Raw genomic sequence first — 15674 nt, forward strand, 5'->3', positions numbered from 1 at the left:
ATGGACACGGTCACGCTGACGATCAACGGGCAACAGGTCACGGTCGCGAAGGGCACGACCGTGCTCGAGGCGGCCAACCAGCACGGAAGCCCCGTCCCGTACTACTGCTATCACCCGGGGATCGGCGTCGACGGGTCCTGCCGCGTCTGCATCGTCAAGATCGAGAAGATGGCGAAGCTGCAGACCGCCTGCTCGACCATCTGCGCGGATGGCATGGTCGTGACGACCAACTCCGCGGACGTCGAAGCGGCGCGCGCCAGCGTCTTCGAGTTCCTCCTCATCAACCACCCGCTCGACTGCCCGGTCTGCGACAAGGGCGGCGAGTGCCCGCTCCAGGATTTCTCGTACTCGTTCGGCCCCGAGCGGAGCCGGATGGAGTTCCCGCGCCGGGTGTTCGACGGCGAAGGCGTGAAGGCCGACGTCGACTTCGGGCCGACGCTGATGCTGAACCGCAACCGCTGCATCCTGTGCACGCGGTGCGTGCGGTTCATGAAGGAAGTGGACGGCGACGCGCAGATCGGGATCGTGCAGCGCGGCTACGGCAGCGAGATCGCCACGTTCGCCGAACAGGGCGTGGTCTCGCTCCTGTCGGGCAACCTCATGGACGTCTGCCCGGTCGGCGCGATCACGACGCGCGACTACCGGTTCAAGTCGCGGCCGTGGGACAACGCCCTGGCGGTCGACACGATCTGCACGCTCTGCGCGAAGGGGTGCAACACGACCGCCTGGATCAAGGCGAAGCCCGAGTGGGCGAAGGGCGCGAGGCTGATCCGGACGACCCCGCGGCTCAATCCGGAGATCAACAGCTACTGGATGTGCGACATCGGCCGCTTCGACTATCACTGGATCGAGAGCGACCGGCGGCTGCGTCAGCCGCACGTCCGGCGCGGCCGATCGCTCGACGCCGTGCCGTGGGCCGACGCGCTCGTCGCGGTGAAGGACGCGGTCGATGCCGGCGGCGGTCCGTCGGCGGCGCGCTTCTTCGTCTCGGGCCACGCCTCGCTCGAGGAGCTGTTCGTGCTCCGCGACATCACGGCCCATGCCGGCAGCGTCACGTTCGGATGGCGCTACCGCGAGAAGCCGCAGCCGAGCAACACGACGTTCCGGATTCCGGCGGTGGACGCCCCCAACCTGCGCGGTGCCCGCGATCTCGGGTTTCCGATCGCCGACGAACACGCTCCGGCTGACGTCTCGGCGCTCCGCGCCGCGGTCGACGCCGGCCAGGTCCGCCTGCTGTACGTGCTGGATCCCGGTCCCGACGGATCGATCGGCGAGGTGGACTGGATCCTGGCGGCGCGGCAGGCGGGGCGCATCGGCACGCTGGTCGTCCAAGGCGTGCTGCACACGCCGCTGGCCGACGCGGCCGACATCGTGCTGCCCGGCGCCGCCTTCGTCGAGAAGGACGCGACGTACACGAACATGACGGGACACGTGCAGCCGGCCTCGCGCGTCATCCTTCCGCCCGGTGACGCGATCGAAGACTGGCAGATCCTCGCGAAGCTCGGCGTCGTGTTCGGCATGAACGTGCAGTACGCGTCGTCGCAGGCCGTTCGCGAAGCCATCGCCGCGGCGCTCGAGGCCGTGCCGGGCTACCGCGCCCTGTCCTCGATGGCGTTCTCGCGACCCATCGCCGCACGCCAGTGGCTGCAGGCGTCGAACCCGATGGAGCGATGGAAGTGGGACTTCATGTTCCAGGACCTGCCGCCGGTCAAGTTCGGCGAGGATTTCGGTCCGCTGCCGCGTGCCGAAGTCATTCCGCTGAAGGAAGTGAAGTAGACCGGCCGCGGCGGCCGCGATGACAGCCCGGCGATCGCTCACGCTCGCGCTGCTCGCGGCCAGCACGCTCAGCCTCGGTCAGACCGGCCCCGGCGCACCAGCCATCACCGTTGCGCCGATCGTCGAAACCGATGTCGTCGTGCCCGGCGGCATCGCCAGAGTCGGCGTCTCGATTGCGATGCCGGCCGGCTTGCACCTGCAGTCCGACCGCCCGACGGACCCCTCGGTCATCCCCACGCGGCTCGCCATCGACACGCCGGCCGGCGTCACCTACGAGGACGTGGCGTTTCCGGCGACGACCGAGTTCCGCGTGCTCGGCTTCGATCAGCCGCTCGACGTGTTCGAAGGTGACGTCGTGATCGGCGCGCGTTTGCGGATCGCGAACACCCACCCACCCGGCGATCTGCCCATCCAAGGACGCGTGCGCTACCAGGCGTGCAACGACACCGCGTGCTTTCCGCCGAAGACGGTCGACCTGCTGTGGACCGTGCGCGTCGATTCCGCCACAGCACCGCGGCGTCTGCACCCGGACCTGTTCAGCCTGGTGGACTGGACCCGCGCGACGAAACCGCCGGCAGCGGCGCCCGCGCCGCCGCGGCCCGCACCCGTCCCCGCCGCCACCGGGCGGCCTGACGATGTGCTGGCGCAGTTCGATCGGTTCGACGTGCTCGGCACGACCGGTTATGCCTCGCCCGGCGCCTTCGTGCAGTTCATCCGGGATGCGGAGGCTGGCGTCGCCTCGAAGGGCCTGTTCGAGGGACGCGGTCCGGCCACGATCCTCATGCTCGTCTTCGTCGGCGGTCTTGCGCTGAACCTCACGCCGTGCGTCCTGCCGATGATCCCGATCAACCTGGCGATCATCGGCGCCGGCGCACGCGCGGGCCGGCGCGGGCGGGGCTTCCTGTTGGGCCTGACGTACGGAGCGGCCATGGCCGTCGTCTACGGCGTGCTCGGCGTCGTGGTGATTCTGACCGCCGGAACGTTCGGCACGATCAACGCGTCGGTCTGGTTCAACGTCGCGATCGCCGGGCTGTTCGTGTTCCTCGGGCTCGCGATGTTCGACGTCTTCTCGCTCGACTTCTCGCGGTTCTCGAGCCGGATTCGCTTCAGCGAGCAGAGCCGCGGCACGCTGTATCTCGCGTTCGGCATGGGAGCCGTCGCGGCCTTGCTCGCCGGTGCCTGTGTCGCGCCGGTGGTCGTCCAGGTCGTCGTGTTCGCGAGCGACATGTACGCGCGAGGCACGAGGCTGGCCCTCGCCTTGCCGTTCGTGCTCGGCCTCGGCATGGCGTTGCCCTGGCCCATCGCCGGTGCCGGCCTGGCCGCCTTGCCGAAGCCAGGAGCCTGGATGGTGCGCGTCAAACAGGCGATGGGCGTGTTCATCCTCGCGACCGCGGCCTACTACGCCTACACCGCATACGAGATCGTCTCGAGTCGCTGGGTCGATCCCGAGCGCGTCAAGGCGAGCGTCGCCGAGCAACTGAAGTCCGGATGGCACGCGTCGCTCGCCGAGGGCCTGACGATCGCGGAGCAGAAACGCACGCTCGTCCTCGTCGACTTCTGGGCGACGTGGTGCAAGAACTGCCTCGTCATGGATCGCACGACGCTTCGCGATCCCGACGTGCTCCAGGCACTGCGAGGCTACACGCTCGTCAAACATCAAGCCGAGGATCCCGACAGCACACCCACGAAGGAACTGCTCCGCCGGATCGAGGCGGTCGGTCTGCCCGTGTACGCGATCCTCAGACCGAAGGCCGCGGGAACGCCACCGCCGTCGCGGTAGATGCCGGAGAAACACGCCTGAGGCGTGCGACGAGCCTGCTATAGTAGCGGCGATGCAGCAGGAGCGAACGAGAGCATTCCTCGGTCTGCTGGTCGTCCTCGCAGTCATCGCCGGCTTCGGCGCCCTCTTCTCCGGCTTCCGTGTCACGCAGTCGATCGATCGCGAGCGGCACGCCGTCACGTCGCGCGAACGTGAGACCGCGGCGATCGACGTCGCGTTGTCCGATTTGAAAGCGGCGCAGCACGCGTACTTCGCGCCTCAACCGCAGGCGCGCGAGCTCTGGATGCGCCGCGGCGCGGATCTGCTCGCTCGGCTCGAGACCATGCTGGCCGGCGTGCGCGATGCGGCGGCTGAGGCCGGCGCTCGACGCCGGTACGAGGCGGCGCTGGCCGCGGTGGCCGGCCTCGCCGACACCGACAGCCGGGCGCGTGAGCAGCTTGCAAACGCCCAGGCCGATCTCGCGGCCGATCTCATCTTCACCGACAGCGTCGATGGAACGCAGCAGATTCGCGGCGAGCTGGGCGAAGGCCAGGCCGTGGAGACGCGCGAGGCCGAAGCACGCATTGCCGGACTGCATCAGCTCGGCCTCGGCGTCACCGGCGGCGCGCTCGGGCTGCTCGTCGTGTTGGTGCTGCTCGCCGGCCGCACGACGCGGCCCGCTCCCGCATCGCCGGCCTCGCTCACTGCTCAGATGATTCGCGAGCTGCCTCCGCCGGTGAAGACGGCACCTGCCCCCGCACCGCCGCAGCCGGCACCCATCAAGCCGGCGGCACCCGCACCGGCCTCCTCGGTGAATCTCGGAGAGGCCGCAGAGTTGTGTGTCGATCTGGCGCGCGTCATCGACAGCCGGGACGTCCCGGCCCTGCTGCAGCGCGCCGCCGATCTGCTGGAGGCCAAGGGCGTGATTCTCTGGGCCCCCGACGTGGACGAAACGACGCTCCGGCCATCGCTGACACACGGCTACTCCGCCAGGGTCGTCGCAAGGCTCGGCACCCTGCCGGTGTCAGCCGACAACGTCACGTCGCTGTGCTTCCGGACGATGCGGCCGCAGGTGATGCCGGGAGCGCCGGAGTCGTCCGGGGCGATCGCGGTGCCGCTCATCACGCCCAACGGATGCGCCGGCGTGCTCTCGGCCGAGGTACGCGACGCGAGGCCGTCCCAGGACCTCGTCGCCGTCGCGCGCATCATCGCGGCGCAGCTTGCCGTCCTCGCCGGCCCGACCGAGGTCAGCGACGCGCGAAGCGCCGCGCAGGCGTAGCCTGCAGGCATCGGCCGCTCGTCCTCCGCGAGTGACACGCCTGATCCCGGGCCGTGCCCATCAGGCGGCGGGTCCGATCGCCCGGTGGTACGTGTCTTGAACTTGGAGGGGGCGAGCCGTCGGGCGTCAACCGGACGTGGTTAACATCGACAGGCAGGCGCTGGCATCACCGCGATCCGGTCAGGCGACGCACCGGCGGCTCACAGGGACCGACGATCACGAGCACGAGTTGCAAGCCTGGAGTCGAGCCCACCCAACGCTACATCTCGATCGTTGTGACGTTCAGTCTCGGGAGTCGCCACTTTCGAGACCCAGCACTCAGAACAGGTCACGCCGCGCGTCTCACGTCGTCACCCTGACGACCACGACGGTCGTGTCGTCGTTCGGCGCGAACCCGGCGCGATGCTCGTCCACCGATTCGACCACCGCCCGCGCGATCTCCGCGGCGCTCAGGTGCCGTGACGCGGCGACAACGTCCTGCAGCCGCGCCGGAGTGTACTCCTCGCCTCGGCTGTTCATCGCTTCCACGACGCCGTCCGAGCAGAAGACGTAAACGTCCCCGGCGGTGAGCGGGAACTCCACCTCGTCGTACGTCACGCCGAAGAACGACCCCAGCGGCACGCCGGGCAGCTCGATCTGGTGGACTGAATCGCCGCTGGTGCGAATCGGGTACGGCAGGCCGGAGTTGGCGAGCGTCACCGTCTTCCGCTTCAGATCGAACGCGGCGTAGCACAGCGCGCAGTAGTACTCCTCCAGTTGGCGCTCGTGCAGGATCGTGTTGATCGACGACAGGATCTGCGCGGGCGACGAGCGCTCGGTCATCCGGCGCCGAAACGTCCGGCTGCGCACCAACTCGCCCGCGAAGACCGCATAGAGCGCCGCCGGCACTCCCTTGCCCGACACGTCGCCGACGGCGACGATGACCGTCGACGATTCCGGCAGGATGAAATCGTGGAAGTCGCCGCCGAGCTCGCGCGCGGGCGCGAACGACGCCGCGACGTCGATGCCCTTGACCCGCTTGGGCAGCGTCGTCGGCAGCAACGCGGCCTGCACGCGCGTCGCGAACCGCAGCTCCCGCTCGAGCCGCGATTCGTTCGCCGAGACCTCTTCGTAGAGCCGCGCGTTCTCGATCGACACGGCGGCCTGACTGGCCAGCAGCGTGAGGATCTCCACGTCCCGCTTCGAAAACGCGTCGAGCTCGGGGCTCTCCAGATCCAGCACGCCGATGCACCGATCCTTCAGCAGCATCGGCACGACCAGCTCCGACCGCACGTCCTCGACCACCTTGATGTAGCGCGGGTCCTGCGACACGTCCGGTGCGAGGACCGGCACCTTGTGGAGCGCCGCGTAGCCCACGAGCCCTTCGCCGAGCGGCACGGTCGGCAACTGGACTTTCTCCCCGTACTGGACGCCGACCTTCAGCTCCAGCTCCGACGTGGCCTCGTTGAGCAGCAGGATGCCGAACGTGCGGTAGTCCACGAGACGGGCGGCGAGCTGCGCGATCCGCGACAGGAGACGCTCGAGGTCGAGCACGGCCGCGACCTCACGGCCGATTTCGGCGAGCGTCTCGAACGCCTCGGCGTCGGCCCGCTGCCGCTCGAACAACCGCGCGTTGACGAGCGCCGTCGCCACGTGCGCCGCGAACTGCCGGAGGATCGTCACGTCGCGTTCGGTGTAGCGGTCGCGCTCGCGGCTCAGCACGTTCAGCGCACCGATCGCGTTCGCCTTGTGGAGGAGCGGCACGACGACGATCGACGACATGGCGGGCACGAGGGGAAAGTAGTCGGGCTCCGACGCGAGGTCTCCTGACACGACCGGCTGCTGCGTCGTGACGGCGCGGCCGACGAGCCCCTTCGACGAATCGCGCACCAGCGCTTTCGCCTCGTCCGGATAGCCGACGGTATAGGCCAGCGTCAGCTCGTCTCGCTTGTCCTTGCGGCGGTCGCGATAGAAGTACACCGCGAAGGCGTCGAAGGGAATGAGCCGGCCGACCAGGTGTGGTACGAGCGGCAGCAACTCGTCGAGGTCGATGACCGAGACGATCTTCCGGCCCAGATCGAACAACGTGAGCAGGACGTCGCGCTCGTCGGCTGACGGCGCCAAAGCGGACTCGAGACTGGAATGGTGGCTCATGCCAAACGAGGCGGGAACCTGAACGAATTATACTTGGCGCCGATGACATTACAGCTCCCGCTCGACTACGCGGCGATCGAGCGCATCCTGCCGCACCGGTATCCGTTCCTGCTCGTGGACCGGATCACCGACTTCGAGCCGGACCGGCGCATCGTCGGGATCAAGAACGTCTCGCTGAACGAGCGGTATCTCTGGCACGGACGCGAGGCGATGCCGGTGCTGCCGCCGACGATCCTCACCGAGGCCATCGCCCAGGTGGGCGCGATTCTGATCCTCGCGAAGCCCGAGAACGAAGGCAAGCTGCCGTTCTTCCTCGGCATCGAACGCGTCCGCTACCGGCGTCCCGTCCGCCCCGGCGACACCGTCGTCGTCGAAGCGATCGTCAAACGCTTGCGTAGCCGCATGGGCGTGTTGAGCGGTGCCGCGCGCGTCAACGGCGAGGTCGTCTGCGACGGGACCATGCGATTCGCGCTCGGACCGAAGACCGGCGGCGCGCCGGCGGAGGCCTAGCGCTACACGGCCGGCGGCTTCAAGAGCACCCGTTCGAGATTGCGATGGTACGACGTGAACCGGCCGTCGCCGTCGTCGCTCGACAGGTGCTGCCTGACCTGCTGCATCGTGGCGTCGAAGTCGTCCACGGCTGAGAGGATCAGCGCCTCGACGGTGAGCGGCACGACCGGCGATCCGAGCTCCTTCGCGCCGTGGTGCGACAGGATCAGATGCTCGATCTCGAGAGCCAGCTCCGGCGGGAACTCCGGCATCGATCGGATCTCCTCCCGCACCATGGCGGCGCCCATCACGATGTGGCCGACGAGGTTGCCCGCGAGCGAGTACTCGATCGTGCCCGCGTAGGTCAGCTCATCGAGCTTGCCGATGTCGTGGACGATCGCGCCCGCGATCACGAGGTCGCGCCGCGCGCCATAACTGTCGGCGAGCAGCGCGCCGACTTCGGCGATCTTCAGCACGTGCTCCAGCAGCCCGCCGCGATACGCGTGGTGCATCTGCCGCGCCGCCGGCCAGATGCGCAGCCGATCGCCGTGACGGGCGACGAGCCGTGACAGCAGGCCACGGATGTGCGGATCGCCGACGCTGTCGATGCGCGCGCAGAGCTCCTGCCACATCGCCTCGATCGGCCTCGGCGCGCATCGGATGCAGTCCTCTTCGCGAAAGCCGAGCTTCTCGTCCTCGGCCGTCACGCGACGAATGCGCTCGATCACCAGCTCGAGCCGCTGGTTGAAGAGGTTACCCTTCGCCTGCACGGCGACGAAATCCCCGGCCTCGAAGAGGTTCTCGGCGCTCTCCACGTCCTGGAAGAGCTTCGCGCCGATCTCGCCGGACGCGTCCTGCAGGTGCATGGCGAGGAACGGTCCGCCGCGGCCGGTGCGCCGTTCCTTGCGCACGCACAGGAAATAGCCGGCGCCGGACGCCGAGGCGTCGAGCTCTGCGATGCGAGGGAGACGTGCCATGCGGTCGAGGCAGTCTAGCGCGGGATGCTAAGATTTCCGAGTGCGCCCGCTGCTCGTCCCTGGGCTCTCACGCACGACACTTCGATCGATGCCGGCGAGCGTCCCGTGCCGTTGAGCCAAGCCGGCCGCGGACGCCTGGCCGATGCCGCCTTCGCCCGGTTGTTCGAGGGCCTTCGCGAAGGAATCTACATCGGTCTCGTCCAGCTCGACGGCTCGGCCACGCTCGCGGCGAATCCTCACCTGCGGCTGATTTTCGGCTGGATGGACGACGTGCCCGACGCCGACATCCGGCCGCTCGATCCAGATCGCTTCGTCGACGATCAAGCGCGCGGCGAGTTCCTGCACCATCTCGCCCGTGACGGCGCCGCGCAGGATTACCTGCTCAGGCTCCGGCGCGCCGACGGTTCGGCGATGTGGGTGGAGGTCACGGCGCGCGCCGAGCCCGTCGCCGCCTCCTCGACGCTGCGCGTCGAGGCCATCATGCGCGACGTCACGGATCGCAAGAAGCTGCAGGATCAGGGACGCGAGCTGTACCTGCAGCTTTCGCAGGCCGAGAAGCTGGCGGCGCTCGGGCAGACGATCTCGGGCGTGGCGCACGAGCTGAACAACCCGCTCGCCACGATTCTCGTCTGCGCCGAACGGCTCGCCGGCCGGCGGCTCGACGACGCGACGCGGCGGGACCTGGACGCGATTCACAGCTCGGCCGAACGCGCCGCCCGCATCGTCAGGAACCTCCAGACCTTCGCGCGCAAACGGCACACGACGCGCGCGACCGTCGATCTCAACCACGTCGTGCGCGATACCGTCGCGCTCCGCGCCTTCGAGCAGCGCGCAGCGAACGTCGCGATCCTCGACGCGCTGGCGGCCGGGCTGCCGCCCGTCTTCGCCGACCCGCACCAGATCCAGCAGATCGTGCTCAACCTGGTGATCAACGCCGAGCAGGCCATGATCGACGCGCACGGCCGCGGCACGCTCGTCCTACGCTCCTGGCACGAGCCGGATCGCGACGCGGTCGTGCTCGAGGTGAGCGACGACGGCCCCGGCGTGCCGGAGGAGACGCAGTCGAAGGTCTTCGATCCGTTCTTCACGACGAAGCCCGTCGGCAAAGGCACGGGGTTGGGGTTGACCGTGGCGTACGCGATCGCGCAGGAACACGGCGGCCGCATCAGCGTCGCCTCGGTGCCGGGACGCGGTGCGTCGTTCTTCCTGGAGCTGCCGGTGAGCGGCGCCAGCGTCAAGACCGCCGAGGCGCCGGTCAGCACTCCGCTGCCGGCCGTGCCGAAAGGCACGCGCGCGCTCGTCGTCGAGGACGAGGCGGCACTCGGCGAGGCAGTCGCGGCCGCCCTCGCCGACGAAGGGTTCAGACCGGATCGCGCGGCGGACGGCGAGGAAGCCCTGGTCCGGCTGCGCGAACGGCACTACGACGTCATCATCTGCGACTTGAAGATGCCGAAACTCGACGGCATGGCGTTCTTCCGCGAGGTGTCGGCCAAGATGCCGCACGTCGCCCGCCGGCTGATCTTCGTCACGGGCGACGTGGCCGGCACCGAAGCCGGCCGGTTTCTCGAAGAGACGGGCTGCCGATGGATCGCGAAGCCGTTCCGGCTTCGCGATCTCGTGCGCGCCGCGCGCGAGGCGCTCGGCTGAGGGCAATCAGGCGACCGCGCGCCGATCGTCTGGCATCTCTGCCAGGCGACGGTTCGTCGGGACCGCGGCGACGCGCTGGCGGAACTTCGGCTTCCGCGTCTTGGCCACCAGCCTGGGCGCGGCCGGCTGCTGCTGGGTGACGAGGATCCGCTGAAGCCGCTGAATCGCACGCGCGTGGAGCTGTGAGACGCGCGATTCGTTCACGCCGATCGCCGCCCCGATCTCCTTCATCGTCGCTTCGGCGAAGTAGTACATGCCGATGATGCGCCGCTCCCGTGGCGGCAACTGGGCCAGCGCGCGCCGGACGCGCGCCTTGGTCTGGTTCTGTTCGAAGAGCCGATCGGGCGACGGCGGCTCGCTCGGCACCAGCACCGCCGGAAGCATGGTGCTGTCCATCGCCTCCACGTTGGCGAGCGGCGACGTCGATTCGATGGTGTTGATGCGCACGATGGTGCGCTCGAGCTGCGCCTCGTCGGATCCGATCCGCCGCGCCAGGTCGGCCATCGTCGGTTCGGCGCCCAGCTCGCGACGAAGCTGTTCGCGCGCCGCTTCGATCTCGCGGCGGACGCGGCGCACCCCGCGGGGCCAGGCGTCGCGGCGGAGCGCATCGATCATCGCGCCGCGGACCCGCCGTTCGGCGAAGGTCTCGAACTTGATGCCGCGCGACTCCTCGAAGCGGTTCGCGGCATCGATGAGGCCCAGCACGCCGTCCTGCACGAGATCGCTCAGATCGATCGAATGCGGCATCGTCGATGCCATCCGTCGAGCGAGCGACTGAACGAACGGCAGGCAGGACTCCACTCGATCCTGCTGCGACTGCTCCAAGGGGACCCGTGACATCAATGCCTCCTGCAGGGCGGCAACGCCCAAGACGGCACACCTCTTCGCAACAGCGATGCCAGCCAGATCTCGGCTTCGATCGCGCGGCCGGCCACCGGATGTCACTGGCAGCAAAGCGTTGAATATGTAGGACTTACAAGCTAGACGTGCAGGAGCGTGTATCGCTGTGAACGGGCGGGATCAGGCAGTTTCTGGCGTCAACGGCTTGACGGGGATCGCAAAACCGTCACCGAACCGTCGGCGGTCCGACCATCCGTCAACGTTCGACAGACAGGCGGCCGCCGACGTGCGTGCGCAACTCCTGGACGGACGAAATCGCTTCGAGGGCGCCCAGCACGACCTGGCTGGCGCGCGCCCGGAGCGCCTCTTCGTGTAGACGAGCTTCGAGCAGCTCCGCATTCGCGAGGATGATGCCGAGCTGGTTGTTCAGCCTGTGGAACACGCCGGAGAGATCCTGGGAGGAGCGATCGGTCCGCGCGGGTTCCGGCGTCAGGCGATCACGCTCCACGGCTGACGCGGTCACTCCACTCACCTTCCGTCCGATCGGCCGCGGGTTCGGGTTCGCGCCACAGCGTGTCGGCGAAGATGCGGACGGACCCGCCGGCGGTTCTGACGTACTGAATCTTGCCGCCGGCGATCCAGTTGTAGATGGTGCGGCGACTCACGCCGACCAGTTCGCAGGCGCGAGGAATCGATACGGTCTTTCTCTCGAGCAGCATGTTCAGCCATCCCTGCGGGCGCTCGCCTTGCGGCAGGTCCCGCCACAAACGTCACGTCTGCATTGCAGTATCGGCGTGGCATGTGCGGACTTTAAGCCTTTCACCGCGCTCGGACCGGCGGCGGCGATCCATGTCAAAATACCGTCGCGTCATGTCGGAAGTGCCCGCGCATCATCTGTTGCTCGTCGATGACGAAGCGGCGTTTCGCGACGTCATCGCGGAGCGGCTCGGCGAGCATGGCTTCATCGTCGAGCAGGCGAATACGGGCGAGGAAGCGCTCGCGAAGCTCGCCGAGTTCGCATTTGGCATCCTCGTCACCGATCTGCGCCTGCCGGGAGTGAATGGCCGGCAGGTGCTGGAGGATGCGCTCGAGCGCTATCCCGACATCATCGCGATCGTCGTCACCGGCTTCGGCACCGTGCGTGAAGCTGTCGAGATCACGCGGCGCGGCGCCGAGGGCTTCATCACCAAGCCGTTTCAATTCGAGGAGCTGCTGCACGAGGTGAACACGGCGATCGAGAAACGGCGGCTGAAGGCCGAAAACGCCTACCTTCGCGCCCAGCTCCACGATCGGTTCAACATCGATGGCATCGTCGGCCGCACGCCCGTGATGCTGCAGCTCTTCGAGCTGCTCAAGACGGTCGCGACCACGGCGAGCACGGTGCTGATCACAGGCGAGACCGGCACGGGCAAGGAGCTCGCGGCGCGGGCGATTCATGACGCGAGCCCGCGGCGCCAGCAGCGCTTCATGGCGATCAACTGCAGCGCCATTCCGGAGACGCTGCTCGAGGCCGAGCTGTTCGGCCACGTGCGGGGCGCGTTCACCGGTGCGATCGCGAATCGTCAGGGCCGGATCGAGCAGGCGCACCGAGGGACGCTGTTCCTCGACGAGGTCGGCACGATGAGCGCTGCCCTTCAGGCGAAGCTGCTCCGCGTCCTCCAGTCACGCGAGTTCGAACGCGTCGGCGACTCGCAAACCGTGAAGGTGGACGTGCGCGTGATCGCCGCCACGAATTCCGACCTGAAGCGGATGGTCGAGGCTGGCGCGTTCCGAGAGGACCTGTACTACCGGTTGAACGTGATCCCCGTCCGGCTGCCTGCACTTCGCGAGCGTCGGGCCGACATCCCGTTGCTCGCCCAGCATTTCCTCGATCGCTTCGCGGCTGACACCGTGCCGCCGCGCGGGCGCGTGACGATCGCCCAGGATGCCCAGCAGGCGCTGATGCGCTACGCCTGGCCCGGAAACGTGCGGCAGCTCGAGAACGTGATGGAGCGAGCGTTCGCGCTCTCGCCGGGACGCGCGCAGATCACGCGAGCCGATCTGCCGGACGAACTGACGCAGGCGGCCGGCGCCCTGGCCAGTACCGACTTGGCGATTCCTGACGAAGGAATCGACATGGAACGTCTCGTGTCGGACTTCGAGCACAGCCTGATCCGCAAGGCCCTCGATCGGACGGCGGGCAACAAGCGCCAGGCGGCTGACCTCCTGAATCTGAAGCGCACGACGCTCATCGAAAAGCTCAAGCGCCTGGAGCGCCACTGATCATGGGCCGCCTTTCCTGCTGGATCATCGTGTCGGGAACGGAGAGCACCGCTTTCCGCGGGGCGACGCGCGAGGAGCTGCTGCCCACGCTCCGGCAGCTTCAACGGACTCAACCAGATGCCACGATTAGGTGGTTCGCCCGCGGCAAGCTGTGGGAGTCGCCTGAGGACGCCACTCGCGCAGAGCGACAACGGCCACGGCGGCCGAAGAGCTGGCGTCCCGGCGGCGTTCACGCAGACCCGCGCGAGCGTTTCAAGCTGTCTCGAGATCAGAAGCGAGCAAGGTTCAAACGGCGCCAGCGCCAGACGAGCACTTCAATGGCCGGCGGGTCGAGGCCGAACCGTGGCCACAGAAATGGCCCTAAGACAAAGAAATCTGGCTAACGACCGACACTAGTCCGTCGTCGTGTGCGCCGAAGAAGCTCGCGATGATGTCCCGAAGGGCAGGAATCGAGTCTGCTGAATTGATGGCGACGCGGAGCTGCGCGCCTCCATCGATGCCTTTCGTATACCAGCTCGCGAGCGCCCGCACTTTGTTCACCACCCAACGCGCTCGTCCGGTCGCGGGCGGCGCCAGGGCGCCGGCCCCGGGCGCCAGATGCCTGAAGCCCTCCGCCTCGGCGACGCGCTCCGAGACGAGCAGCTCGATGTAGTCGAGGAGAAACTGTCCTCGATCGCGCAGCGAGACCGTGGCCGGAGACCGGCCCGCAGCCAGGGCCGCGGTCTGCGAGAAGATCCAGGGATTCCGTAGCGCGCCCCGCCCGACGAGCACGCCTGCGACCCCGGAATCGTACAGGCGAGAAGTCACGTGCGCCGCTTCGACGCAGTCGCCCGATCCGAACACCGGGATCCCGACGCTCGCGGCAACGCTCCCGATCAACGACCAGTCGGATTCGCCGGTGTACGACTGCGCCGCCGTCCGCCCATGGACGGCCACCGCGCTGGCGCCAGCGTCTTCGACCATCTTCGCCAGCGTCGGCGCGTTGATCTCGCGTTCGTTCCATCCAGCCCGCATCTTCACCGTGACCGGGATGCTCACGGCGTCGGTCATCGCGCGGACGACCGCCGCGGCGTGATCCGGCTCGCGCATCAGACTGCAGCCGGCGTTGTGCTTCGCGATCTTCGGGACCGGACAGCCCATGTTCACGTCGACGATGTCGGCGCCCATGTGCTCGACGATGCGGGCTGCTTCGGCCATGACGGCTGGATCGCCGCCGAACACCTGCACCGCCACCGGCCGCTCTTCCTCGGTGTACTCCGCGTACTCGAGCGTGCGGCCGATCCCGCGCACAAGCCCCTCCGAGCTCACCATCTCGGTGACGACCAGCCCACAGCCGCCTCCGCGTTTGACGAGCCGGCGAAAGGCCGTGTCGGTCATGCCGGCCATGGGCGCCAGCGCGACCGGGTGTTCGAGGACGATGCCGGCGATCTTCACTGCTGCGCGGTCAACTCGGCGAGCCGACGCTGATACTGCGTCCGGAGCGTCTCGTCCTTCCATTCGATGACCGCCTGGTTGCGAAGCCTCGCCTTCACCTTCTGCATCTCGGCATCGAGACGGTTCCCGCGAACGGCCTGCTCCACGCGCGGCCGCACCGTATCGAACGGCGGCAGCACGGACGCGGCGCGCTCTTCCAGCTTGAAGATCTGGTAGCCGCCTCGCGGCATCTCCACGATATCGCTCAGCTCTCCCGGTCGAAGCTTGTCGAGCACGGTCCTCAACGTGGGATTGATGTCCTCGACGTTCAGCGGTCCGACCAACCCGCCGTTCTCCTTGGTGGGGGAGTCGGACGTCGCTTTCGCTACGCTCGCGAAATCCTCGCCCGCGGCCAGCCTCGCGCGGGCGGCGTCGATCTTCGCCCGCGCCGCCGCCAGATCCTCGGGCCGCGCCGTGAGGGCGCCGGCCCCGGCCTGGAGCGGCACCGCGACGGTGATCTCCCGCAGCGTCAACGTCGCGGGCGTCATCAGCTCCTCGCGATGTCCGCTGTAGTACTGCCGCAGCTCTTCCTCGGTGAGCGTGATCCGGCGGAGCACTTCCTGGCTCTGCACCGCCTGGATCATGTACGCGCGCTCGAAGTTGTTGCGCAACTGATCCATCGTCAGCGCTTCCTGCGCCATGGCGGCCTTGAGCTGCTCGTCGTTGAGGTTGTTCTCCTTCTTGATGGTCTCCAGCGCGTTCTTGAATTCCACGTCGGTGAACTTCGCGCCGAGCTCGCGGCCGTGCTGCGCGATCAGCATCTCGTCCACGGCATTGACGAGCACGTCCGGCGTGACCGCGGTGAGCTGCTGAACGATCGCGGCGTCCGTGAGGTTCGGGTTCCCGCGATTGCGCTCGCGGACCGCCTCGGTCTGGCGGTCGACGAGCTGCGTCTGCGTCAGGATCTCGCCATTCACCCGGACGATGATGCGCTCGAGGATCATGCCGGTCGTCTGCTGACGGGCCGCAAGGCCGGTGCCGGCGAACGACAGGATGGCAACGAGCGCGCTGGTCGTGAGCTTCTTCATGATGGCAGACT

At 68.2% G+C, this 15674-nt stretch carries 13 protein-coding genes; 6 read left to right on the forward strand and 7 right to left on the reverse strand.

Going from position 1 to position 15674, the window contains the following annotated elements; translation table 11 throughout:
* Genes IT184_05360 through IT184_05370 form a run of 3 tightly spaced genes read left to right on the forward strand, consistent with a single transcriptional unit; the run spans position 1 to position 4814 of the window.
* A complete protein-coding gene (locus IT184_05360; protein ID MCC7008224.1) occupies positions 1 to 1776 on the forward strand; it encodes a molybdopterin-dependent oxidoreductase in 1776 nt (591 codons plus the stop codon).
* A 19-nt stretch (positions 1777 to 1795) separates the two neighbouring features.
* Positions 1796 to 3556 (forward strand): thioredoxin family protein, encoded by a 1761-nt coding sequence (locus tag IT184_05365; GenBank protein MCC7008225.1) that lies wholly within the window; start codon positions 1796 to 1798, stop codon positions 3554 to 3556.
* Between the two features lie 52 nt (positions 3557 to 3608).
* On the forward strand, positions 3609 to 4814 hold the full coding sequence (locus IT184_05370) for a hypothetical protein (protein ID MCC7008226.1): 1206 nt from the start codon (positions 3609 to 3611) through the stop codon (positions 4812 to 4814).
* 342 nt (positions 4815 to 5156) lie between these two features.
* Here IT184_05370 and IT184_05375 read toward each other — a convergent pair whose 3' ends face one another.
* Complete coding sequence (locus IT184_05375; protein ID MCC7008227.1) at positions 5157 to 6917, reverse strand: GAF domain-containing protein; 1761 nt, start codon at positions 6915 to 6917, stop codon at positions 5157 to 5159.
* Positions 6918 to 6989: 72 nt separating this feature from the next.
* Here IT184_05375 and fabZ point away from each other — a divergent pair, with 72 nt between their 5' ends.
* The gene (gene fabZ / locus IT184_05380) at positions 6990 to 7457 is read left to right on the forward strand and encodes a 3-hydroxyacyl-ACP dehydratase FabZ (protein ID MCC7008228.1); all 468 of its coding nucleotides are present in this window, start codon (positions 6990 to 6992) and stop codon (positions 7455 to 7457) included.
* 2 nt (positions 7458 to 7459) lie between these two features.
* On the opposite strand, the gene IT184_05385 is transcribed toward fabZ, so the two are convergent.
* Positions 7460 to 8413 (reverse strand): HD domain-containing protein, encoded by a 954-nt coding sequence (locus IT184_05385; GenBank protein ID MCC7008229.1) that lies wholly within the window; start codon positions 8411 to 8413, stop codon positions 7460 to 7462.
* A gap of 105 nt (positions 8414 to 8518) precedes the next feature.
* Here IT184_05385 and IT184_05390 point away from each other — a divergent pair, with 105 nt between their 5' ends.
* Complete coding sequence (locus IT184_05390; GenBank protein ID MCC7008230.1) at positions 8519 to 10060, forward strand: response regulator; 1542 nt, start codon at positions 8519 to 8521, stop codon at positions 10058 to 10060.
* A gap of 6 nt (positions 10061 to 10066) precedes the next feature.
* Here IT184_05390 and IT184_05395 read toward each other — a convergent pair whose 3' ends face one another.
* The 3 genes from IT184_05395 to IT184_05405 all read right to left on the reverse strand — a co-directional run bounded on the left by IT184_05395 (position 10067) and on the right by IT184_05405 (position 11565).
* A complete protein-coding gene (locus IT184_05395; protein MCC7008231.1) occupies positions 10067 to 10900 on the reverse strand; it encodes a FliA/WhiG family RNA polymerase sigma factor in 834 nt (277 codons plus the stop codon).
* Between the two features lie 256 nt (positions 10901 to 11156).
* The gene (locus IT184_05400; protein ID MCC7008232.1) at positions 11157 to 11408 is read right to left on the reverse strand and encodes a hypothetical protein; all 252 of its coding nucleotides are present in this window, start codon (positions 11406 to 11408) and stop codon (positions 11157 to 11159) included.
* Positions 11398 to 11565, reverse strand: a complete 168-nt coding sequence (locus IT184_05405) for a hypothetical protein (GenBank protein ID MCC7008233.1) — start codon at positions 11563 to 11565, stop codon at positions 11398 to 11400. Before IT184_05405 ends, IT184_05400 begins: the two co-directional genes overlap by 11 nt.
* A gap of 205 nt (positions 11566 to 11770) precedes the next feature.
* Here IT184_05405 and IT184_05410 point away from each other — a divergent pair, with 205 nt between their 5' ends.
* Positions 11771 to 13162 (forward strand): sigma-54-dependent Fis family transcriptional regulator, encoded by a 1392-nt coding sequence (locus tag IT184_05410; GenBank protein MCC7008234.1) that lies wholly within the window; start codon positions 11771 to 11773, stop codon positions 13160 to 13162.
* 360 nt (positions 13163 to 13522) lie between these two features.
* Here IT184_05410 and dusB read toward each other — a convergent pair whose 3' ends face one another.
* Both dusB and IT184_05420 read right to left on the reverse strand, forming a co-directional pair.
* On the reverse strand, positions 13523 to 14596 hold the full coding sequence (gene dusB / locus IT184_05415; GenBank protein MCC7008235.1) for a tRNA dihydrouridine synthase DusB: 1074 nt from the start codon (positions 14594 to 14596) through the stop codon (positions 13523 to 13525).
* Entirely contained in the window at positions 14593 to 15663 is a 1071-nt protein-coding gene (locus IT184_05420; protein ID MCC7008236.1) for a peptidylprolyl isomerase, read from the reverse strand. The genes dusB and IT184_05420 overlap by 4 nt, the downstream gene beginning before the upstream one ends.
* Positions 15664 to 15674: the final 11 nt, after the last annotated feature.

This window comes from Acidobacteriota bacterium (genome assembly GCA_020853395.1).
In the GTDB taxonomy this organism is placed as follows: domain Bacteria; phylum Acidobacteriota; class Vicinamibacteria; order Vicinamibacterales; family SCN-69-37; genus JADYYY01.